The sequence below is a fragment of the Sphingobium sp. RS1 genome, from assembly GCF_056156825.1.
Map to the genome: position 1 here is coordinate 2860959 of NZ_JBLZXE010000002.1, position 18985 is coordinate 2879943.

21 protein-coding genes are annotated in these 18985 nt (G+C 64.6%); 4 read left to right on the forward strand and 17 right to left on the reverse strand.

The window, feature by feature from the left end:
* Positions 1-5 precede the first annotated feature (5 nt).
* The 6 genes from ACNHGR_RS15785 to ACNHGR_RS15810 form a co-directional block, all read right to left on the reverse strand.
* On the reverse strand, positions 6-1241 hold the full coding sequence (locus tag ACNHGR_RS15785) for a murein hydrolase activator EnvC family protein (protein ID WP_475287319.1): 1236 nt from the start codon (positions 1239-1241) through the stop codon (positions 6-8).
* A gap of 137 nt (positions 1242-1378) precedes the next feature.
* Positions 1379-1801, reverse strand: coding sequence for a 23S rRNA (pseudouridine(1915)-N(3))-methyltransferase RlmH (locus ACNHGR_RS15790; protein ID WP_184269183.1), 423 nt, complete (start codon positions 1799-1801; stop codon positions 1379-1381).
* A gap of 146 nt (positions 1802-1947) precedes the next feature.
* Positions 1948-2337 carry a ribosome silencing factor gene (gene rsfS, locus ACNHGR_RS15795; protein WP_184269185.1) on the reverse strand — a complete coding sequence of 130 codons (390 nt, stop codon included), beginning with the start codon at positions 2335-2337 and terminating at the stop codon, positions 1948-1950.
* Positions 2338-2349: 12 nt separating this feature from the next.
* Positions 2350-2979, reverse strand: coding sequence for a nicotinate-nucleotide adenylyltransferase (locus tag ACNHGR_RS15800; protein ID WP_184269187.1), 630 nt, complete (start codon positions 2977-2979; stop codon positions 2350-2352).
* Positions 2980-3295: 316 nt separating this feature from the next.
* Positions 3296-4822, reverse strand: coding sequence for a DNA recombination protein RmuC (locus ACNHGR_RS15805; protein ID WP_475287321.1), 1527 nt, complete (start codon positions 4820-4822; stop codon positions 3296-3298).
* A 125-nt stretch (positions 4823-4947) separates the two neighbouring features.
* Positions 4948-5931 carry a GlxA family transcriptional regulator gene (locus ACNHGR_RS15810; RefSeq protein ID WP_475287322.1) on the reverse strand — a complete coding sequence of 328 codons (984 nt, stop codon included), beginning with the start codon at positions 5929-5931 and terminating at the stop codon, positions 4948-4950.
* A gap of 129 nt (positions 5932-6060) precedes the next feature.
* Between ACNHGR_RS15810 and ACNHGR_RS15815 the strand changes: the two genes are divergently transcribed.
* The 3 genes from ACNHGR_RS15815 (at position 6061) to ACNHGR_RS15825 (ending at position 8418) form a co-directional block, all read left to right on the forward strand.
* On the forward strand, positions 6061-6891 hold the full coding sequence (locus ACNHGR_RS15815) for an alpha/beta fold hydrolase (RefSeq protein ID WP_475287324.1): 831 nt from the start codon (positions 6061-6063) through the stop codon (positions 6889-6891).
* 86 nt (positions 6892-6977) lie between these two features.
* Positions 6978-7754, forward strand: a complete 777-nt coding sequence (locus tag ACNHGR_RS15820; protein WP_475287326.1) for an SDR family NAD(P)-dependent oxidoreductase — start codon at positions 6978-6980, stop codon at positions 7752-7754.
* A 151-nt stretch (positions 7755-7905) separates the two neighbouring features.
* Positions 7906-8418 carry a hypothetical protein gene (locus ACNHGR_RS15825; protein ID WP_475287328.1) on the forward strand — a complete coding sequence of 171 codons (513 nt, stop codon included), beginning with the start codon at positions 7906-7908 and terminating at the stop codon, positions 8416-8418.
* Here the strand turns inward: ACNHGR_RS15825 and ACNHGR_RS15830 are convergent.
* A complete protein-coding gene (locus ACNHGR_RS15830; protein WP_475287329.1) occupies positions 8373-9548 on the reverse strand; it encodes an aminotransferase in 1176 nt (391 codons plus the stop codon). The genes ACNHGR_RS15825 and ACNHGR_RS15830 overlap by 46 nt on opposite strands.
* Before the next feature lie 292 nt (positions 9549-9840).
* On the opposite strand from ACNHGR_RS15830, the gene ACNHGR_RS15835 reads away from it, so the two are divergent.
* On the forward strand, positions 9841-10065 hold the full coding sequence (locus tag ACNHGR_RS15835; RefSeq protein WP_475287331.1) for a hypothetical protein: 225 nt from the start codon (positions 9841-9843) through the stop codon (positions 10063-10065).
* A 33-nt stretch (positions 10066-10098) separates the two neighbouring features.
* Here ACNHGR_RS15835 and ACNHGR_RS15840 read toward each other — a convergent pair whose 3' ends face one another.
* From ACNHGR_RS15840 to ACNHGR_RS15885, 10 genes are all read right to left on the reverse strand, one after another.
* Positions 10099-10806, reverse strand: coding sequence for an NAD(P)H-dependent oxidoreductase (locus ACNHGR_RS15840; protein ID WP_184269203.1), 708 nt, complete (start codon positions 10804-10806; stop codon positions 10099-10101).
* A 169-nt stretch (positions 10807-10975) separates the two neighbouring features.
* The gene (locus ACNHGR_RS15845) at positions 10976-11314 is read right to left on the reverse strand and encodes a Rieske 2Fe-2S domain-containing protein (RefSeq protein WP_184269207.1); all 339 of its coding nucleotides are present in this window, start codon (positions 11312-11314) and stop codon (positions 10976-10978) included.
* Between the two features lie 77 nt (positions 11315-11391).
* Positions 11392-12360, reverse strand: coding sequence for a helix-turn-helix domain-containing protein (locus ACNHGR_RS15850; protein ID WP_475287333.1), 969 nt, complete (start codon positions 12358-12360; stop codon positions 11392-11394).
* The gene (locus ACNHGR_RS15855) at positions 12357-14027 is read right to left on the reverse strand and encodes a sigma 54-interacting transcriptional regulator (protein ID WP_475287335.1); all 1671 of its coding nucleotides are present in this window, start codon (positions 14025-14027) and stop codon (positions 12357-12359) included. The genes ACNHGR_RS15850 and ACNHGR_RS15855 overlap by 4 nt, the downstream gene beginning before the upstream one ends.
* A 69-nt stretch (positions 14028-14096) precedes the next feature.
* Positions 14097-15155 carry a 2Fe-2S iron-sulfur cluster-binding protein gene (locus ACNHGR_RS15860; RefSeq protein ID WP_475287336.1) on the reverse strand — a complete coding sequence of 353 codons (1059 nt, stop codon included), beginning with the start codon at positions 15153-15155 and terminating at the stop codon, positions 14097-14099.
* A complete protein-coding gene (locus ACNHGR_RS15865; RefSeq protein WP_475287338.1) occupies positions 15155-15514 on the reverse strand; it encodes a phenol hydroxylase subunit P4 in 360 nt (119 codons plus the stop codon). Before ACNHGR_RS15865 ends, ACNHGR_RS15860 begins: the two co-directional genes overlap by 1 nt.
* A 129-nt stretch (positions 15515-15643) precedes the next feature.
* The gene (locus tag ACNHGR_RS15870) at positions 15644-17200 is read right to left on the reverse strand and encodes a YHS domain-containing protein (protein WP_475287340.1); all 1557 of its coding nucleotides are present in this window, start codon (positions 17198-17200) and stop codon (positions 15644-15646) included.
* A gap of 3 nt (positions 17201-17203) precedes the next feature.
* Positions 17204-17485, reverse strand: a complete 282-nt coding sequence (locus tag ACNHGR_RS15875; RefSeq protein ID WP_475287342.1) for an MmoB/DmpM family protein — start codon at positions 17483-17485, stop codon at positions 17204-17206.
* Entirely contained in the window at positions 17482-18477 is a 996-nt protein-coding gene (locus tag ACNHGR_RS15880) for a ferritin family protein (protein ID WP_475287343.1), read from the reverse strand. Before ACNHGR_RS15880 ends, ACNHGR_RS15875 begins: the two co-directional genes overlap by 4 nt.
* A gap of 19 nt (positions 18478-18496) precedes the next feature.
* Entirely contained in the window at positions 18497-18748 is a 252-nt protein-coding gene (locus tag ACNHGR_RS15885; RefSeq protein WP_475287345.1) for a phenol hydroxylase subunit, read from the reverse strand.
* Positions 18749-18985: the final 237 nt, after the last annotated feature.

Genomic DNA, 18985 nt, shown 5'->3' on the forward strand with positions numbered 1-18985 from the left:
ATGCCTCACCCCAATCCCACCAGCGGCACGATATCCACCGGGCGACCGTTGCGGCGCAGTTCTACGGTGATGTTCGGGCGTTCGGCGCCGGTGATGCCGACCGGCTCGCCTTGTCGCACACTATCCCCGACCTGCGCGGTCACGCGGTGGAGGCCGGTGATGAGTGTGGTCCAGCCCTGGCCATGGTCGATGATGAGAATCTGGCCATAGTCGCGATAGGGGCCGGCGAAGGCGATACGGCCGGCGGTGGGTGCGATCGCCTGCGCGCCCGCCTGTGTCACCAGGGTCAGGCCGCGGGAGCGGACGCCGCCGTCATTCACTTCGCCCATGCCGGTGACGAGCTGGCCGATCACCGGCAGGCGATAGGGCGGCGGGCCGTCAGTGGCGCTTTCCCGCTCGGGTGCGGGCGTGCCGGTTTGATCGGGGCGGGCGGGGCGCAGCAGCGGGCCGGACAAAGCGGCCAGCCGGTCGCGCAGGTCGCCGGCTTCCTCCAGCCGGTCCATCAGGTCGACAATGTCGCGCGCCCGTTCGCCCAGCGCCAGCGCCCGTTCGCTTTCCAACCCCGCATTGGCGCGATAGTCGCGGGCGGCGAGGCGCTTTTGCGCTTCGAGGGCGGCGAGGGCGGTCTGGCGATCCTTGCGATCGGACTGCGCTTTGGTGAGGGCGTCGGCGGCCTGCTGGGCGGTGGCGCGCAGGGCGCGGCTCTTGTCCAGTTCCTGCCGCAGGCCGGCGGTGCGTTGTTCGATGACGGGCAGAACCTGTCCCAATACAGCGCGCATATGCACGGCGTCGGCCACCGATCCGGGTTGCACCAGCGCCAGCGTCAGCGGCCGGCGGGCCATCATCTGAAGCGCGGCGGTCAGGCGCACGACCGGTTCCTGCTTGGCGGCGAGGCGGGCGGTCTGGGCGCGTTGCAGCCGGGCGATGATGGCGATGCGGGCCTGTGCTGCCTGAATGTCGGCCTCTGCCTGCTGGATGCGGGCGGCGACCGCGGCGGCGCGACGGCGGGCCTGTTCGGCCTCGTCGCGGGCCAGTCCGGCCTGTTGTTCGAGACGGGCGGAGCGGTCGCGGGCCTCGTCCGACTGGCGGCGGGCGTTTTTCAGGGCCCGCTGCTCCTGCGCCAGCGTAGTGCCGGCGGTGCCGGACAGGATGATGGCGCTGTCATCCGCAGCGGGCAGGCGTGTGGCGGCGAGGGCCAGAAAGCCCGCCAGTCCGCCTGCGATGAGGATGTTGCGTTTCACCCGATGCCCTGTCCCTATATGGCCTCTGCCTAGGCGGAAAGTGGGTGCCTTTCTAGCGGCGAACGATATTTGCCGCTCTTTCTTTTGTCGGTCGCATTCTGCGAGTCGTCGGCTGTGCCAGCCGACTTCAGAATGCTTCAGCCTTCGCGATGATAGGGATGGTTGGCGAGGATCGAGCAGGCGCGCCAGAGCTGTTCGGCCAGCATCGCGCGGGCCATCATATGCGGCCAGGTCATCGCGCCAAAGGCGATCAGCAGGTCGGCATTGGCGCGGTCGGCGTCATCGAAGCCGTCCGCCGCGCCGATCAGAAAGCGGCATTCGCGGGTGCCCGCGTCGCGCCAGCCCTCTATCCGGCGGGCAAAGTCCATGGAACCGAGCTGCTTGCCCTTTTCGTCCAGCATGACCGTGACGGTGCCGGGACCGATGGGGGGCAGCTTGCCACCCCGGTCGGGCATTTCGGTGATCTTGTGCGGCATGGTCAGCCGCTTGACATAGCGGTCGACCAGGTCGGCCTCGGGCGAGCGTCCGATCTTGCCGCGCGCGACGATGTGGAGGAGCATTACAAATTCCGTTCGCTTCGAGCGCAGGTTCGAGCGTGTCGAGAACCGAAGTCGAGAAGGGTTCTCGACGTCGAAACGAGCCACGCGGCTCGGCTCGACATCTCGACTTCGCTCGATGCTGCTCGAACTGAACGGTCAGAGGGCCGTCAGGCGTTGCCCGCGATCGGTGCGTCTACGAAGCCCCACATCCGTTCCAGATTGTAGAAGCTGCGCACTTCCGGCTTGAACAGATGGACGATCACGTCGCCGGCATCGATCAGCACCCAGTCGGCGACCGGAAGGCCCTCGACCCGCGCGGAGCGACCCGTTTCCTTCTTGATCTTTTCAGCGAGGTGCTGGGCCATGGCCGCGACCTGACGCGACGAACGGCCGCTCGCGATCACCATATGATCGGCGATGCTGCTCTTGCCTTCCAGCGGGATGGAGATGGTTTCCTGCGCCTGGTCATCGTCGAGCGATTGCATGACAAGGGCGTGCAGGGCGGCCACGGATTCTGCGCCGAGCGCGGTATCGTTGGCAGGGGCGAGGTTAGACAATTAAACTCCAATCTAGATGACGTACCGACGCGTGAGCGGATCGCGCACACACGTTGCTTCATATTCGCGATGCCAGAGGGGGTCCGCCTGCCGCAGCAGGGTCGCCGATCTTGGATCAGGGCGAAAGCGCAATAGCACGAGCGCCGGTGGTCTCCAATTCGTCCAGTCTGCACTCTGGCGCGCGGACCGGACGAAGCGCCGCAGCCAGCTCATGGCCGTAGAGCCACGGGCACCCCTATCATAACCCGGACGGGCGATCACGGCAATGGGCATTTGCCGGGCGATGCCGCGCCAGTCGCGCCACTGGCTGAATTGCGCCAGATTGTCGGCGCCCATCAGCCAGATGAAACGGTTGTACGGGTAGCGCCGCGTCAGGGCGCGGAGGGTGTCGACGGTGTAGCGGGTGCGCAGATCACGCTCGATCGCGGTCGCGCGAATCGGGGCGCGGCGGGCGACTTTGCGGGCATGGGCGAGGCGCGCGGGGAGCGGGGCCATCCCCTTTGCGGGTTTCAGGGGATTGCCGGGGGAGACGAGCCACCAGATTTCATCGAGGTCGAGCGCGGCTTTGGCGAAGAGGGATATGGCGCGGTGGCCGTCATGGGCCGGATTGAAGGAGCCGCCGAGCAGGCCGATCTTTTTCATGACCCTGCCATGCCAGCGCGGGATCGGCGCGGCAATGGGGCGTAATGAAAAGCGGGTCGGTCAATGACCCGGAGCGCGCTTCCACTGGCGCTGATACGGAATCTCGTAAAGCTTCGCCATCAGGTCCGCAAAGGGGCCGTCCGCCCTAGTTGCGGGCCGGTGCGGTGGCGGCAAAGTCTCTGCCTTGTCTTTGGGCCGCCGCAACGGGCGGCGGAATAATATGGCCTTCCACATGATACTCTCCGACCCGCGACATGTTTGTCTGTGCCGCTTCTGATGAAGATACGCGGGGCGGGGAGGCTTGTTCCTGCTTTATTTATTCGGCGGCCGGCAGCGCTTTGGCTTCGTCCGCCTGTGCGTCGCGGGCGATGACGTCGAGCGGCTCCATCGCCTCGATCTCCTTGCCGCCGGTTTCGATGTCGAGGTCGCGAAACTTGCGGCCGGTGGACAGGACGCGGCTTTCGAAGCTGCCGATGAAACTGTTGTAATTGGAGACGGCGCTGTTGAGGCCGGAGCCGAGGCGCTTGAGATGCGTGGCGACGACGGAGAGGCGCTCATACAATTCCTTGCCGAGCTGGCCGACCTGCTGCGCCTGTTCCTGCATCTTGGCCTGCCGCCAGTGGCCCGCCAGCGTGCGGGCGAGGGGGAGGAAGGTGGCGGGGCCGCAGATGATGACGCGATTCTTGGCGGCGCGTTCCCACAGGTCCATGTCGGCTTCCAGCGCGGCGGTGACGAAATTGTCGCCGGGCACATACATGATGACGAAGTCGGGCGCCTTGTCGAACTGTTCCCAATAGGCCTTGCGCCCCAGCGCGTCGGCATGGGTGCGCATGGCGCGGGCATGGTCGAGCATATGGGCGTCGCGCAGCGCGGGATCGACCTGATCGACGGCGTTCAGATAGGCGACCAGCGAGCATTTGACGTCGACCACCATCTGCTGATCGCCAGGCAGGTTGATGACGAAGTCGGGGCGCATCCGAGTTTCAGAACCATTGGCTTCGACCGCGACCGACACTTCCTCCTTGAAGTCCACGAAGGGGGAGAGGCCGGCGGTTTCGATGAGATTCTTGAATTGCTGCTCGCCCCAGCGGCCGCGGGTCTTGGGCGCGGCACGCAGGGCATTGACCAGCTTGGCCGTCTCCTCGCGCACCTGTCCCTGCCCCAGATGCACCTGCTGCACCGCCTCGCGCAGTTCGGCATAGCTGCCGACCCGATCCTTCTCGACGCGGGCCAGCCCTTCCTCATAGCGTTTCAGGGTGGTTTCGACCGGATTGAGCAGGGTTTTCAGCTGCGCCTCGCTCTTCTCGTTAGCCTGCGCGAAACGCTGGTCGGCGCGGGTGAGGAACTGGGTCTGGGCCTGATCCAGCAGCTTGCCGCCAATCTCGCTGAACTGGGCGGACAGCTGTTCCTTGGCGTCCCTGAGCGCCGCGATCTGCTGTTCGAAGGCCTGGGTGCGGGCCTGGGTGTCGGATTTGAGCGCGGCCAGTTCGCGCAGGGCAGCTTCGCGGTCGGCCTGAATGCTTTCGATGCGCTGGGCGGCGGCGGCTTGCAGCGCTTCATGCTTCTGCGTCGCGGCGGTCTGCATCGCGTCGATCCGCTGGTCGGCGGCCTGCTGTGCGGTTTCGAGCCGAGCAATCTGGGTTGCGGCCTGATGGACGCGTTCCTGTTCCACCGCCAGTTCGGCGATGGCGCCGTTGCGCTGGCTGGTGGCGAGGTCCAGCTTGCCGGCGAGATCGGCCTTTTCGGCGGCCAGCGGTGCCAGTGCCTTGCCCCGGAGCAGCCAGCCGACGGCGAGGCCGATCAGCAGGGCGATGACGATCAAGAGGGCGGCCAGGCTGTCCATTGCATATCCTTGTCTGGAACGAAACGGGAACCTAGCGGGCGGCGGCGGTGGCCGCAAGTGAGACAGCGAGTGAGACAGGTAAATCGCACAGGGTAAATTCGATAGTTAGCTAACTATATATAGGATCAGGCTGCCTGCATGGCCGGCGCCGCGAAGCGCTGGCGATAGTCGCCCGGCGACAGGCCGACGAGGCGGTGGAACAGCTTGCGGAAGGCGGCGGCATCCTCATAGCCCACGCTCCAGGCGATCTGGTCGATGCTGCGCCGGGTAAATTCCAGATGCTCGCGCGCCTTCGCGATGCGCAGATGCTGGACATATTCGATCGGCGTCATCGCGGTCGCGGCCTTGAAACGGCGCTGGAAGGTGCGTTCCTCCAAGGCAGCCTGTGCCGCCATCTCGCCGACGCTGAGCGGCCTGGCTTCACGGGCGGCGAGCCAGTGCTGCACCTTCAGGATCACTTCGTCGCCATGGGTCATGCGCGGCATGAAGCGGGCGAAATGCTTCTGTTCGCGCCCGGCTGTGTCGACCAGCAGGAATTTGGCGGTGTCGAGCATCACCGTGGGGCCGAGCAGCCGGTCGACCAGCCGCAGGCCAAGATCGGTCCAGGCCATCAGCCCGCCGGCGGTGATGATGTCGCCATCGTCGATGACGATCCGGTCGCAATCCAGCTTCACGGCAGGGAAGCGGGTGCGGAAGGCTTCGGCGAACCACCAGTGGGTCGTCGCGGGCCTGCCGTCGAGCAGGCCGGTGGCGGCGAGCAGGAAGGCGCCGCCGCAATTGGAGGCGAGGGTGGCGCCCTGTGCATGGCGATCGAGCAGCCAGCGGGCATAGGGCGCGGCTTCCTCAGCCTCCGGCACGCCGGTCAGGCGGCCGGGGATGAGCCAGATGTCGGGCGTGCCGGGCAGGCCGTCATGCGTGTCGTGGCAGCGGGCGAAGCCGCCGTCGCTGCGCATCTGCCAATGGCTGACCCGGACCAGCGGGCCGCCATGCTGGCGCGAATATTGGCCCGCGATGGCGAGCAGGTCGGTCATGCCATGGACCATCGCCTGCTGGCAGTCGCGATAGAGAAGGATGCCGATTTCGGCCCGAGGCGGTTGCGCAGCGGTCATGATAGCCCCTTTGTCGGAATCGGCCCGCTTAATGTCGGAACCGCCAATCCCGATCCTCTGCCATTCCCCCTATTTCTGCAAGCACAGGGCGTGAGGACGCTCTTTTGCGAGACAGAAGGGACTTTCATCATGAGCAATTACATCACCACCATGGACGGCACCCGCATCTTCTACAAGGATTGGGGGCCGCGCGATGGCCAGCCGATCGTCTTTTCCCATGGCTGGCCGCTGTCGGCCGATGCCTGGGACGCGCAGATGGTGTTTTTCGCCAATCAGGGTTTCCGCACCATCGCCCATGACCGCCGCAGCCATGGCCGGTCGGATCAGGTGTGGGACAACAACAATATGGACCAATATGCCGACGATCTGGCGGACCTGATCGCGGCGCTGGACCTGAAGGACGTTGTGCTGGTGGGTCATTCGACGGGCGGCGGCGAAGTCACCCGCTATATTGGCCGCCATGGTACGGCGCGGGTCGCCAAGCTGGCGCTGATCGGCGCGGTGCCGCCGCTGATGCTGAAGACCGAAGCCAATCCGGGCGGGCTGGGCATCGATGTGTTCGACGGCATCCGCAAGGGCACGTTCGACAATCGCAGCCAGTTCTTCAAGGATCTGACCATTCCCTTTTACGGCTATAATCGCAATGGAGCGGTGATTTCCGAAGGCATCAGGGACGAGTTCTGGCGGCAGGGGATGACGGGCGGCCTGAAAGGCCAGCTCGACTCGATCCGCGCCTTTTCGGAAAGCGATTTCCATGCGGACCTTGCCAAGGTCGATGTGCCCACGCTCGTCCTGCATGGCGATGACGACCAGATCGTGCCGATCGGTGCGTCTGCCCTGTCCACCGTGAAGATCGTCCGGCAAGCGGTGCTGATCGTCTATGAAGGCGCCGACCATGGGCTGACCCAGACGCATCAGGATCGGTTCAACGCCGACCTGCTCGATTTCATTAACGGCTGAAAAACCCATCACTTCCTCCGTGCGCGCGCGTGCTTCGACAAGCTCAGCACGAACGGAGGAGGGGTATGAATCGAAGGAGATTGAACATGACTCAGGAAACCATCCTCATCACTGGCGCGTCGGATGGCATCGGCGCGGTCTATGCCGATCGCTTTGCCAGGCGCGGCGCCAATCTGATCCTCGTCGCCCGGCGGGCCGAGAGACTGGAGGCGCTGGCCGCTGATTTGCGTGGCACCGGCGTTGCGGTCGAGGTGATCGCGGCCGATCTGTCCAAGGCGGACGATCTCGCCCGGATCGAGGCGCGGCTGCGCGATGACGACGCCATTACCGGCCTTATCAACAATGCGGGGATCGCCGGGGAAAAGAGTTTCGTCGAGACGGACCCGGCCTATCTGACCGGCCTCATTGACCTCAACATATTGGCGGTGACGCGGCTGTCGCGTGCGGTGGCACCGCGCTTCGCGGCAAAGGGGGCGGGGACGCTCATCAACATCACGTCGGTCACGGCGCTGATGCCCGATGGCTTCACGGCGGTCTATCCGGCGAGCAAGGCCTATGTGCTGGCCTTTACCGAGGCGTTGCAGGTCGAACTGGGCGGCAAGGGGGTGAAGGTGCAGGCGGTGCTGCCGGGCATCACCCGCACCGCCATCTGGACCGCAGAGCAGATCGCCAGCATTCCGCCTGCGATGGTGATGGATGTCGAGGTGATGGTCGACGCCGCGCTGGCCGGGCTGGACATGGGCGAGCCGATCACCATTCCGGCGCTGCCCGACCGGGGCGACCTCGATGCCTATCTGGCGGCGCGGGTGGCGTTGCGGCCCAACCTGTCGCGCAAGGATGCGGCGGCGCGCTATCGGGCGTGAACCCAATCCTCCGTTCGGTTCGAGCTTGTCGAGAACCCGTTCTCGATACGCCTTCTCGGCTTCGCTCGAAGCCTGTCCTGAGCGCCTGCCTTGCAGGCAGTCGAAGGGGCTACTCGAACCGAACGGATTTCTGGAAACTAGGAGACATATCATGATCCTCGGTCTTTCCATTCCCGCCTTCATCGCGCTGCATGTCGCGATCAGCCTGATCGGCATCGTCGCTGGCGTGGTGGCGCTGGGCGCTCAGGCGAAGGGGCTTTTCCTGCGCCGGACGCAGGCGATCTTCCTCGTCACCACATTGCTCACCAGCCTGACGGGCTTTCTCTTTCCGTTCCGGGGCTTCACGCCGGCGATCGGGGTGGGGATCGTCTCAACGCTGGTGCTGACCCTTGCCTTTGTCGCGCTCTATGGTCTGAAGCTGCGCGGCCGGGCGCGGGGCGTCTACGCGGTGAGCGCCACTGCCGCGCTGTGGATGAACCTGTTCGTACTGATGGTGCAGGGCTTCCAGAAGGTGCCGGCGCTCAATGTCTTTGCGCCGACCGGGACCGAGCCGCCTTTCCTCGTGGCGCAGGGGCTGCTGCTGGTCGCGATGCTGCTGCTGGGCGCGGCGATCCTGCGTCAGCCAAGCGCCGCGCGGAAAGTCGCCAGCCTCTCGATCGCCTGATCCAGCGTCGCGTCCGTCTTTGCAAAGCAGAGGCGGACGAGATGCGTGACCGGGTCCGCCGGATAGAAGGCGCTGATCGGGATCGCCGCGACGCCGGCTTCCTCAATGATGCGGTTGCAGAAGGTCACATCGTCCAGCGCGATGCCAGAGGCGGGCAGGTCGATCGAGAGGAACCAGGTGGCGCCGCTGGGCTGGACGACATAGCCCGCCTGTTCGAGGCCCTTCGCCAAGCGGTCGCGCGATGCCTGATACGTGGCACGCTGATTGTCGAGCCAGGCGTCGGGCCAGCCGAGGCCCTCCGCCACGGCCCATTGCAGATTGGGCGGGGTGGTGAAGGTCAGGAACTGGTGCGCGCGGGCGAGCAGGGTGGCGAGTGGCGGCGCGGCGCACATCCAGCCGACCTTCCAGCCGGTGACGGAAAAGACCTTGCCTGCCGACCCGATCTTGACGGTGCGGTCGCGCATGCCGGGAAAGCCCATCAGCGGCTGGTGGGCGACGCCGTCATAAACGGTCTGCTCCCAGACCTCGTCGCAGATGGCGATCAGGTCATGGGCGACGCACAGATCGGCCAGGAGCGCCAGCTCTTCGGGGCGCAGGACGATGCCGGTGGGATTCACCGGGTTGTTCATGAGGAGGAGGCGGGTGCGTGGGCCGATCGCCGCCGCCAGCGCCTCACGGGTGACGCGCCAGTCGGGCGGGGTCAGCTTCACCACCTTCGCCACGCCGCCGGCGCGCTCCACCAGCGGCAGATAGGCGTCGTAGAGCGGGGCGAGCATCAGCACCTCGTCGCCGGGCTGCACCAGTGCGAGCAGGCTGGCGGCGATCGCTTCGGTCGCGCCGGAGGTGACGATGACCTCCTGCGGGGTCAGGTCAAGCTGCTGGTGGCGGGCATAATAAGCGGCGATCGCGCTGCGCAGTTCGATGAGGCCGGGCATTGGCGGATATTGGCTGGATTTGCTGAGCAGCGCGTCGGCGGCGGCGTGCAGAACGTCCGGCGGCCCGGCGCCTTCGGGGAAGCCCTGCCCCAGATTGATCGCGCCCGTTTCCCGCGCGCGGGCCGACATATGTTCGAAGATGGTGGTTGGCATGTCCCGATAGACGGGATGGCCGAGGGGCGGCGTGTCGGTCATGGGACAGGATGTTCCCGATGGAGGGAGACGGGTCAAGCGAGGATGGCACGCCGGTTGCGCGACTCACGGCCGTGGCCGGACCCCGCAAGCCGATCGACGCCGCGTTGCTTCAAACGCTGACGGCGGCACCCGCCATGTTCGACAAGCTTGTTGCGGAGAGCGTCACCGTGCTGCCCGTGACGGGCGGGCAGTTTCGGACGGCGGCGCGGTTTGCCGATCAGTACAGCTTGGGCTTAGCGCCGGCGACGCCCTGCATCTCGCTGCCGCGTCGGAACATGGCGCCACAGTGCATATGTTGGATCAGCGGCTCGCCAAGGCCGGACCGGCGCTCCGTGTGCCGGCGCAATTGCTGGCGATGACATCGCCGGGCGCCCCTATACCCATTCTCATGCCGGCCAGCCGGCAGGACGAGAACGACCATCCTGACATTTATGCCGGCCCCATTACGGTGCTGTCCGGCCTGCCTCGGCAACGCAAGGCTTACCTCCTCAAACTGACGGAATGTTGGGAACCCTGAAGCCGAGGCATACCGGCCCGGCATTTGTCGACCTCAGAGCCGTTCGAAGCGATCCCCGAACTGTGACAGGTCCGGGATGGTGATTCTGGGCAGCTGGTCCAGCATTCCGAAACGAGTGCCAAGATCGTCCAGCAGGGTGCCACGCTGTTCCGATGTCAGATAGGGCACATGATAGGAGACGAAAGGCGCGATCACTTCGAAGCCGACATAGCCAAGCGTACCCTGGAAGAAAGACCGCAGGAAGCCGTCCACCAGCGTGCCATGCAATCCCTGCGGGCCGAACATATAGTCCCGACCGCCCAGGCTGAAGGCGGCCGTCGCCTGTTTGCCGGCCATGCCGCCACGCGAGTAGATCGCCTTGCCGCCATAGAAAGGACCGGACACAAAAACGCGATCGATCCAGCCTTTCAGGATCGCGGGCAGGTTGAACCAGAACAGCGGAAAGGTGAAGACTATCAAGTCGGCCGCCTGCACCTTCTCTATCTCCACCATTATGTCAGATGCCAGCGTTCCGGCGTGATGATTGTGCCGCTGCTCCAGCGCATAGGTCAGATGATCGGGATCGCGACGCGACCCGAAATCAGCGGGCGACAGCACCGGGTTCCAGCCCATGGCGTAGAGGTCGGACTGAAGCAGGCCATAGCCCGACGCGGTCAGGGTGTCGGCGATACGATCGCGCATGGCGGTCACGAAGCTGTCCGCTTCGCTATGGGCGTGGACGAGAAGCGCCTGTCTGGACATAAGGGGTCAGTCTTCCTGTGCGGGGCCATCGCCGGGGGCGGCATGGGCGGAAAGATGGATGCGGCCATAGGCGTCGAGCCAAAGGGCAAGTCGATGGAGCAAGCGCCGGATCAGCGTCATGCGGCCGACCGGACGGGTGGCATCGGCTGGCGCGTAAAATCGAGCGCGGTCATCGATGTGACGGCCTGCTGGACATAATGTTCGTAGAGCAGCGCGGGATCGTCGCGATCGGACGCTTCGCCGCCATAGCGTTCCGCCGTATCTCCAGCGCGCGACCGCGATCGTTAAACAGCATGCCGGGATACATGCAGCGCAGATTGTCGCCGTCGACCCAGCCGAGCGACAGCGGCGTCATGCGGTGGATGCAGCGATTTTCCAGCGCCACGGGCGCGCCGTCGACCTTGCGACAGAGCGCTGCCGATTCACCCAGCGGCGTCAGCGCCAGCATCTTCGCGGCGTCAAGCGCGGTGGACGTGCCGCCGATATACCAGGCATTGCGCAGGAACATGGCCGCGTCCTCCCCTCATCATTGGGAGCATTCTGCCATGGCGGATGTCGTTCGGCGCGCCTGACAGTGACCTGATTTCAGGATGTCAGCGACCTGCTGCCTTGGCGATAACGCATCGGACTGCATCCGTGCGCTGCCCGGAAAAGCCGCGCGAAATGGCTTTGGTCGGCAAAGCCGACCCGCCAGGCGACTTCGCCGATCGGCATGTCGCGGCCTTCACGACTTGCAAGGATGCCCTGCGCGGCGGCGATGCGGGCGGCGTTGAGGCATCGGCCGAAACTGTCGCCCGATCGCGCCAGCACGCGATGCAGGTGTCGCACGCCTACCGACAGTTCGGCGGCCACGCGCGCGGGGGTCAGTTCCGCATCGGCATGCAGGGCATGGATCACGTCGCGCGCGCGACTGGCGAGGCTGGGGCGCGCGCGCCCGGCGTCCTCGGCATCGCCCGCCAGCATGCCCGCCATGCCGCCCAGCTGGTCGGCTATCACAGCGCGCGACAGACTGGCTTGCGTCAGACCCCCGTCGGCTATCGCTGTGAGCAGTCCGGCAAGCGGCCGTCCCCAAGGCGATAGCAGGCCGATCGTGCGCCCGATCAGATCATGCGCGCCGGCCATCCAGTCGAGCAACCAATCTTCCGGCATACGCACCGTCAGACAGTCACTGCCCTGCGGAAAGTCGAGACGGTAGGCTTGCTGGTCGTCCAGCAGCACGAAGCAGCCTGGCGGTACAAGGCCCCTGCTGTTGCCATGCTCGACACCTATCATCCCACTGCGAGCGTATAGCAGTTCGAAGTTGCGCAAGCTGCCACGCGCAATCATTTCGAGCGACCGTGTCACGGTTTGCGGGCTACAGCGCAGGAAGTTGAGTTCCACTGGACCTAGCCCGTAGCGGGTCCAGTTGGCGGAGAAATGCGACCCGACATCGCTGTCGATAGCCATTTCGGCAATCTCCTGCGAAATGAGCGTAGCCCATTGGTGTAGAGTGGACTGGCTTGACGCCGGTCGGGCGGACCATGTCCAGTCGCGAGGGTCTGCGACAAGCGTCACGTCCCCTGATCCTGCTTCAGACGATAGTCGAGTTGTCGTCGGGTCATGCCGAGCAAGCGGGCTGCGTCGGCGATATTGCCCTCGCTTCGGCGCAACGCTTCGGCGACGAGGGCACCCTCATAGTCTGCGAGAATGAGCGGGGCATTTTCGATGTCGGGGATCAATGCTGCGCCGGTCAGCGCCAGGCGGCCGTCGGGACGAACAAGGGCCTGTTCGCGGGCATCGGGTTCCGGCAAGATCGGGAGCGTATCCACGTCGATCCGCCCGCCCGGTTCGGCGAGCAGCACGCCGCGCTCCAGCACATTTTCCAGTTCCCGGACATTGCCCGGCCAGCGATAGGCGGTGAGCGCACGCATCGCCTGATCGGAGATGCCGCGCACCGGCTTGCCGTGGCGTTTGGACAGGCGCTCGATCAGGGCTTCCACGAAAAGGGGGATGTCGGCGATCCGGTCGCGCAGGGCGGGGATCGGGATGGGGAAGGGGTTGAGGCGGTAAAAGAGGTCGGCGCGGAAGGTTTTCGCCTCGATCGCGGCGGTCAGGTCCAAATTGGTCGCGGCGACGATGCGGACATCGACATGGCGGGTCTTTTCGCCGCCCAGCCGCTCGACTTCACCGGTCTGGAGCACGCGGAGCAGTTTCACCTGCGCGGAGAGCGGCAGGTCGCCGACTTCGTCGAGGAAGAGGGTGCCTCCATCGGCGCGCTCGAACCGGCCGATGCGCTGGCGGCCGGCCCCGGTATAGGCACCGGCTTCCGCGCCGAACAGCTCGCTTTCGACAAGGTCGTGGGGGATCGCACCGCAGTTGATTGCGACGAAAGGCTTGTCGCGGCGCGGACCGTTCTCGTGCAGCCAATGGGCGAAGACCTCCTTGCCTACACCCGTCTCGCCGGTCAGCAGCACGGTGATCGGGCTGTCGGCGGCGCGGCGCAGCAGATTGAGGGATTTGAGGAAAGCGGGAGACTGGCCGATCAGTGAACCCGTCTGCTTTTCGCGGCGCAGGGACGCGCGCAGTTCACCGATCTCTTCCGCCATGGCGCGCAACTGGCCGGCGATATCGTCCGGGTGCATGGCCTTGAGATAGGGGTCGTCCTGCGGCAGGTCGGCGGCGATCTCGCCGATGATGGTGCAATGCGGGTCGCCCTTTGCCTTGCACATCGTTTCACGGAAGATGACCGGGCGGCCCATGAAGGCGCTGACATAGCCCGACGCATAGCCCAGCTGGTTCCAGCAAGTAGCGTGATCGCCCAGGCCAAAATGGGCGATCTGGCTTTCCGCTTCCCAGCTTTGCGTCCAGTGGAATTCGCCGTGGAACTTGCCGGCGTCGAGGTCGAGGTCGCAACAGATGGTTTCGACCTGCACCAGGCCCTCCAGCTTGTGCAGGCGGGGGCCAAGCAGGAAGACATCCTCATAATCGCGGTCGCCCACCAGCTTGCGGGCGATTTCGGCGTCCTGGATGCCGGATTGATAGCCCATGCGCATGAGGAGTGGGCCGGCGCGGGTTTCACCCAGCGTGCGGACCATTTCCGCGCGCAGGGCGCCCAGCGATCCGGCATGGAGGAGGAGCATGCGCTGTTCGTCCAGCCACACGGTGCCGGTGTCGGGGTCGAACCGCAATTTGGACCAGAGGTCGATCCGATCCACCGGATCGGCGACCGCCTTGCTTGCCATGCCTTACCCTCTCATCTTCCTGGCCACTGTTATCGGCGGCTCTTGTGTCGGTAGTAACGCAAAAACCGGTCAGATGCGCCTGAAAAGCGGGCTACGCACCTGTTGCGCGTCGGCGGCGGAGAAGAATTTTTCGGTGTAGATGTCTTTCTCGAACAGGCGGCCCTGCATCAGGGTGGAAAGGCAGGCTTCTATCATCACCGGAGGCCCGCACAGATAGGCCTTGTGGCCGCGAAAGTCGTTGTCGAAGGCGGCCTTGGCGGCATCGTGGACATAGCCGCGATAGCCCGGCCAGTCGCTGTCGGCGGGGGTATCCGACAAAGCGGGGATGTAGCGAAAATGGGGGTGGCTTTGGGCGAGGGCTTCGAACTCTTCGTGATAATAGAGTTCCTCGAGGCTGCGGGCTCCATAGACCAGCGTGATCGGCAGGGTTTCGTTGCGGGCGATCAGATCGAGGATCATCGATCGCGGCGAAGACAGGCCGGAGCCGCCAGCTAGGAACAGCAAGGGTAGTTGCGCCGAGTGGCGGACGAAGAAGCGGCCATAGGGACCGGACAGCTTCACGCGGTCGCCTTCCTTCAGATGCTCGTGGATCCAGGTGGTGCCGATGCCGCCAGGAACGATGCGGATGTTGAGTTCTATGCGCTCGGGCTGGTTCGGGTCGCTGGCAAGCGAGAAGGCGCGGGTGAGGACGCCCTCTTCCCCCAGCGTCAGGCTTACATATTGGCCGGCCTGAAAGCGGATCGGACGGTCGAGGGCGATGTGGATGCCCTTTATCGTCGGGGTCAGCGGGTCGATGCGGGTGACTATGCCTTCATAATCCTCCACCGGAATGCCGAGCGCGTCGCGGTCTTCCTCTATGTCCGCCTCGATCGTGACGTCGCTTTCCAGGCGCGCGCAGCAGGCCAGCGTCTTGCCCTCGTCGCGTTCGAAATCCATGAGTGCGAAGCTGGACGCCTCGCCATGGTCGATCTCGCCGTCCGTGACCTGAATCTTGCAGGTCGCGCACAGGCCGTGGCAGCAGGCATGAGGCAGCCAGATGCCCGCGCGCAGGCAGGCGTCGAGGATGGTCTGGCCGTCTTCCACCTCCACCTCGTCGCCGGTGGTGTCTATGGTGAGGGTGTAGCTCATCAGAGGCCGGCTCCGGCAAGGCCGTCGAGACCGGGGGTGCGGAAGCGCAGTGAATCCTTGTGGGTGAGGCCGTTGGCGGCGAGGCTTGCCCCCATGTCCGGCGTGAAGGCGGCGCCGTTGCGGGTCCAGATGGCCGCGCTCCATTCGATCTTTGCCCAGTCGGGATGCTGGCCGAAGATGTTCGCCATGGGGCCGGCGACGAAATGGGCGAAGGGCAGGTCTGGCGGGAGCGGCCAGGCATAGGGGCTGGAGAAGAGCAGGTGCCCGTCCCAGCCGGCGTAAAGAAGGTGCGCGCCGTGGAAGTTTTCGACCTTGTCGGATGGCTCGAATTCATAGGTGTCGATGGCGGTGACGGCCATGGGCTCTCTCCTGGATATTCTGGTTCCCCCTTCCGTTCGCTTCGAGCCTAGTCGAGAAGCGGCTAGCGCTGTGCTTTGCGTTTCTCGCCTACGCTCGAAACGAACGGAGGTGGGGGTATTGGGCGCTCGTCAGTCGTTGGCCTTCGCCAGCCCGCGCCACAGGTCGAAATTCGCTTCGTCGGTGGAGCCGTTGTGCAGGCCGTTGTCGCGGCCATGCTCGATCCGGAAGAAGGCGAGCGCCTCGGCAGCGGGGTTGAAGCCTTCGGCGGTTGGATCGGTGCCGGGGCGGAAGGCGTTGCCCTTGAACACTTCATGCCCGGCGATATGCGCCTGGATGAACTTCTCCGGCTCGTCTTCGAAGATCGCCTGACAATGATCGGAGCAGAAATGATACTGCTCGCCCTTATAGTGCGAGTGGCGCTGGCACAGCGTCGTCGGGTCGCCCGGCTCGGGGAAGATGGTCGGAATCTGGCACACCTGGCACTGCATCGGCACCGCGGTCGCCTCGAACGGCTTCCCTTCCGCCTCGCATTGCGCCCAATATTCGAAGCGCGGGCGGTAATAGCGGTCGAACGTGTCGGGATATTTGGCCGACAGCCAGTCCATATCCTCCTTCGACGGCAGCCAGACATGGAAGTCGCTGGTGCCGCGCGCCTGATAGAAATGGCACCAGGCGATGTGGCTGAGGTGATCGCGTTCCTGCCGGACCTGCTCGACGCATGGGGGCATGGTGATGCCGTAGCGGGCGAGATCGCGGAACAGGGCGCCGCAATTTTCCTCGAAATAGATTTCCCACGCTTCGGCCCAGCTCATGACCCGCTTGGGCAGCATATAATCCTGCATCATCGCGACGAGGCTGAGCAGGCGCACCCCGCGCCAGGTCCATTTGTTCAGCCATTTCTGGACGATGGGGACATTGGCCGGATCCTGTTCCAGCACGAACTTGATGACTTCCAGGCCCAGCGTCATGTGCCGCGCCTCGTCCGACTGGGCCGAGAAGCCGAAGGTCATCGCGCCCATGTCGCCATTATAGGCCGCGCCCGAGATGAAGGGCACGAAGACCAGGTTGGTCAGCACATATTCGAACGCAAAGCCGATCGCGACGATGAACTCGAACGGGCCGCCAGTCGCCGCATCCTCGAAGAAGCTTTTGGGCACCTGAAGATAGGGCAGATAGTCATGGTGGTGCCGGAACTCCGCCATGCCGCTATAATAGCGGTTATAGTTGCTGATCGCGTGGATCTGCGTCTGCGAATGGCGCATTTCATCGAGCGACTGCATCATGCAGGCGACGCGCGGGCCGACGCCGCGGAACTGGCGGCCGATATGGGCAAAACCCCGGTGCGACATATATTCGAGCGGCGCGAAGCCGTTCACGAACAGCTTCACCGTATTGATATAGCGGGCGTCCGACAGCGTCAGATGGCCGTTCGACTGGGCGAAGGCGTCGACGATGGCGTAGAGCTTGCGCTCCTTTTCCGCCTGATATTTCCAATAGGCGTCCATGGTCAGGCGGAACGGGTCTTCCCATGCGTCCCAGTCGTGGATCTTGATCCCCTCGAACTGGTCCATCGGGAAGATGTCGTCGATCGACTGATAGCTCGGTTCCCAGCCCAAGCCGCGCGTCATCAGCGCATAGCGTTCCTTGAGGCCGAGTTTTTTCTTTTTGGCGACGGGCATATCCATGGCTTACCGCTCCCAGCTAAGCGTGAGTTCGTCGTCGCTTTCGTCCACATGGCCCGACAGCGAGATGATGTTGATGTGCAGTTCCTGAAGGTCGAAATCGCGACCCATCAGTTCCTCGACTGTTTCGCGGCGCACGATCATCGTGCCTGGCGCGCTGATGCGGACCATGGCGGGCTGGTGGTCCAGCTTGGCCTCGGGGTTATCCGCCATGATCGCTTCCACGACCGGGCGGGTGTCGTCATTGGCCTGGAGTGCCAGGAACACGGTGGAACGGACCTCGCTCATGGCTTCACCCCCGCCTTGGCGGCGCGGGCGTCGAGCGCAGCGCAGAGTTCATCCATGGTCGCGGAGGAACGCTCGCCAAGTCCCAGTTCCGCGATCGGGCAGAGAGCGGCGGCGGCGCGGGGCCTCCACTTCGCGATCCACCGGCCGATCAGCGCCGCGTTTGCGGGATTGTCGGCACAGGCGGCCTTGATCTGTGCGTCGACCCATTTACGGGTTTCGGCAGCCCATTCATTCTGGAACTGCGTCACCATGGCGACCGCCGCGCCGCCGCGCAATGCGAGGTCGTCGTCGATGATCGCCTGAAAGACCAGCGGATAGAGCAGTCCGTCGAGGACAAGGTCCTGGGCCACGAACAGCTCGAACCAGTCCTGCTCGACGAACAGGTCTTCTACGAGGTGGCGCAACGACTGCCAGCGGACGTCGTTCAGCCAAGCATCCTTCGCCTTGTCCAGCGCATCTGCTTCGGCCAGCAGCAGGCCGAGCCGCGTGTCGAACTGGGCAATGCCTAGCTGATCCATCGCATAATAGAGCGCCGGCTGGGTGATGCCGGTGCCATAGCCATAGGCTGCGACGAAATCATTGTTCATCGAACAGCCCCAGGCGACATGGCGCAGCGGCAGGATCAGGTCGAGCGCGAGGGCGCGGATATCGTCCGGCAGCGCATCGGCAAGGCCGCGCGTCTCCACGAAATCGAAAGCGGCTTCGGCGGCTTCCTGCTGCTTGGCGCGGGCCAGAACGTAGCTGCCATAATAATATTGGCGCGGGTCGCGGAAGGCGTACCAGTCCGCCATGGTGAGCCGCGTGCGGCTTTCGTCGAAATAGTCATGCTTGGGATCCCAGAGCGGGCGATAATGCTGGTTGCCCGTGGTCTGGAGGCCGATCGTTCCCTCCTGATAGCGGCTGGCCGGCTTGTCGCCGCCAATATGGCGGGCGACATGGCCGTAAGTCTGTCGCTGCGGCGTGATGGTGACGGTGCGCAGGTCCATCTGCATGTCTGTGCTCTCCCCTTGATTATCGTGCTTCGCCGGCGAGCACGCGCGCCAGCCGCACTTCGAAGTCGTTATGTTCGAGTGGCTGGCCGGTGACGTCGATGACGCGGTTGACGGCGCAGAATTCGTCGAATTCGGCCACCGGCATCAGCAGCTCCACGAAGATTTCCGGCGCGCCGATGGCGAAGTCGAATTCGACGAGGCCGTTGGCGCGGCGATTGCGGACGCGGATATATTTCGCGTCCAATATGTCGGATTGTGGCTGGGTCGCCATCGTCCTCTCCATGGGCTTGTTGCTCTGTGATTTTATTTTAGCAAGGCGCGTGCCAGTTTGATTTTGCTGGGTTTTTAAGAGTTTTGGGACGGGGCGGTTGACGATTTTGTCATGGGGGCTGTGGTGCTCGACAAATTTGTCATCAGGGGTGAGGCCTGCCCCCCGCACCGGCGTCGTCCCGGACCTGATCCGGGATCCATCCAGGTCGACGCAGCCTTCTCATGCACCGCTGCTCCG

Bases quoted from the DNA above. Each gene is read 5' to 3' on its own strand.
- ACNHGR_RS15790 (WP_184269183.1), bottom strand. From the start codon at position 1,801: ATGCTCCTCCACATCGTCGCGCGCGGCAAGATCGGACGCTCGCCCGAG.
- ACNHGR_RS15800 (WP_184269187.1), bottom strand. From the start codon at position 2,979: ATGAAAAAGATCGGCCTGCTCGGCGGCTCCTTCAATCCGGCCCATGAC.
- ACNHGR_RS15805 (WP_475287321.1), bottom strand. From the start codon at position 4,822: ATGGACAGCCTGGCCGCCCTCTTGATCGTCATCGCCCTGCTGATCGGC.
- ACNHGR_RS15810 (WP_475287322.1), bottom strand. From the start codon at position 5,931: ATGACCGCTGCGCAACCGCCTCGGGCCGAAATCGGCATCCTTCTCTAT.
- ACNHGR_RS15815 (WP_475287324.1), top strand. From the start codon at position 6,061: ATGAGCAATTACATCACCACCATGGACGGCACCCGCATCTTCTACAAG.
- ACNHGR_RS15820 (WP_475287326.1), top strand. From the start codon at position 6,978: ATGACTCAGGAAACCATCCTCATCACTGGCGCGTCGGATGGCATCGGC.
- ACNHGR_RS15825 (WP_475287328.1), top strand. From the start codon at position 7,906: ATGATCCTCGGTCTTTCCATTCCCGCCTTCATCGCGCTGCATGTCGCG.
- ACNHGR_RS15830 (WP_475287329.1), bottom strand. From the start codon at position 9,548: ATGACCGACACGCCGCCCCTCGGCCATCCCGTCTATCGGGACATGCCA.
- ACNHGR_RS15835 (WP_475287331.1), top strand. From the start codon at position 9,841: ATGTTGGATCAGCGGCTCGCCAAGGCCGGACCGGCGCTCCGTGTGCCG.
- ACNHGR_RS15840 (WP_184269203.1), bottom strand. From the start codon at position 10,806: ATGTCCAGACAGGCGCTTCTCGTCCACGCCCATAGCGAAGCGGACAGC.
- ACNHGR_RS15845 (WP_184269207.1), bottom strand. From the start codon at position 11,314: ATGTTCCTGCGCAATGCCTGGTATATCGGCGGCACGTCCACCGCGCTT.
- ACNHGR_RS15855 (WP_475287335.1), bottom strand. From the start codon at position 14,027: ATGGCAAGCAAGGCGGTCGCCGATCCGGTGGATCGGATCGACCTCTGG.
- ACNHGR_RS15860 (WP_475287336.1), bottom strand. From the start codon at position 15,155: ATGAGCTACACCCTCACCATAGACACCACCGGCGACGAGGTGGAGGTG.
- ACNHGR_RS15865 (WP_475287338.1), bottom strand. From the start codon at position 15,514: ATGGCCGTCACCGCCATCGACACCTATGAATTCGAGCCATCCGACAAG.
- ACNHGR_RS15870 (WP_475287340.1), bottom strand. From the start codon at position 17,200: ATGGATATGCCCGTCGCCAAAAAGAAAAAACTCGGCCTCAAGGAACGC.
- ACNHGR_RS15875 (WP_475287342.1), bottom strand. From the start codon at position 17,485: ATGAGCGAGGTCCGTTCCACCGTGTTCCTGGCACTCCAGGCCAATGAC.
- ACNHGR_RS15880 (WP_475287343.1), bottom strand. From the start codon at position 18,477: ATGCAGATGGACCTGCGCACCGTCACCATCACGCCGCAGCGACAGACT.
- ACNHGR_RS15885 (WP_475287345.1), bottom strand. From the start codon at position 18,748: ATGGCGACCCAGCCACAATCCGACATATTGGACGCGAAATATATCCGC.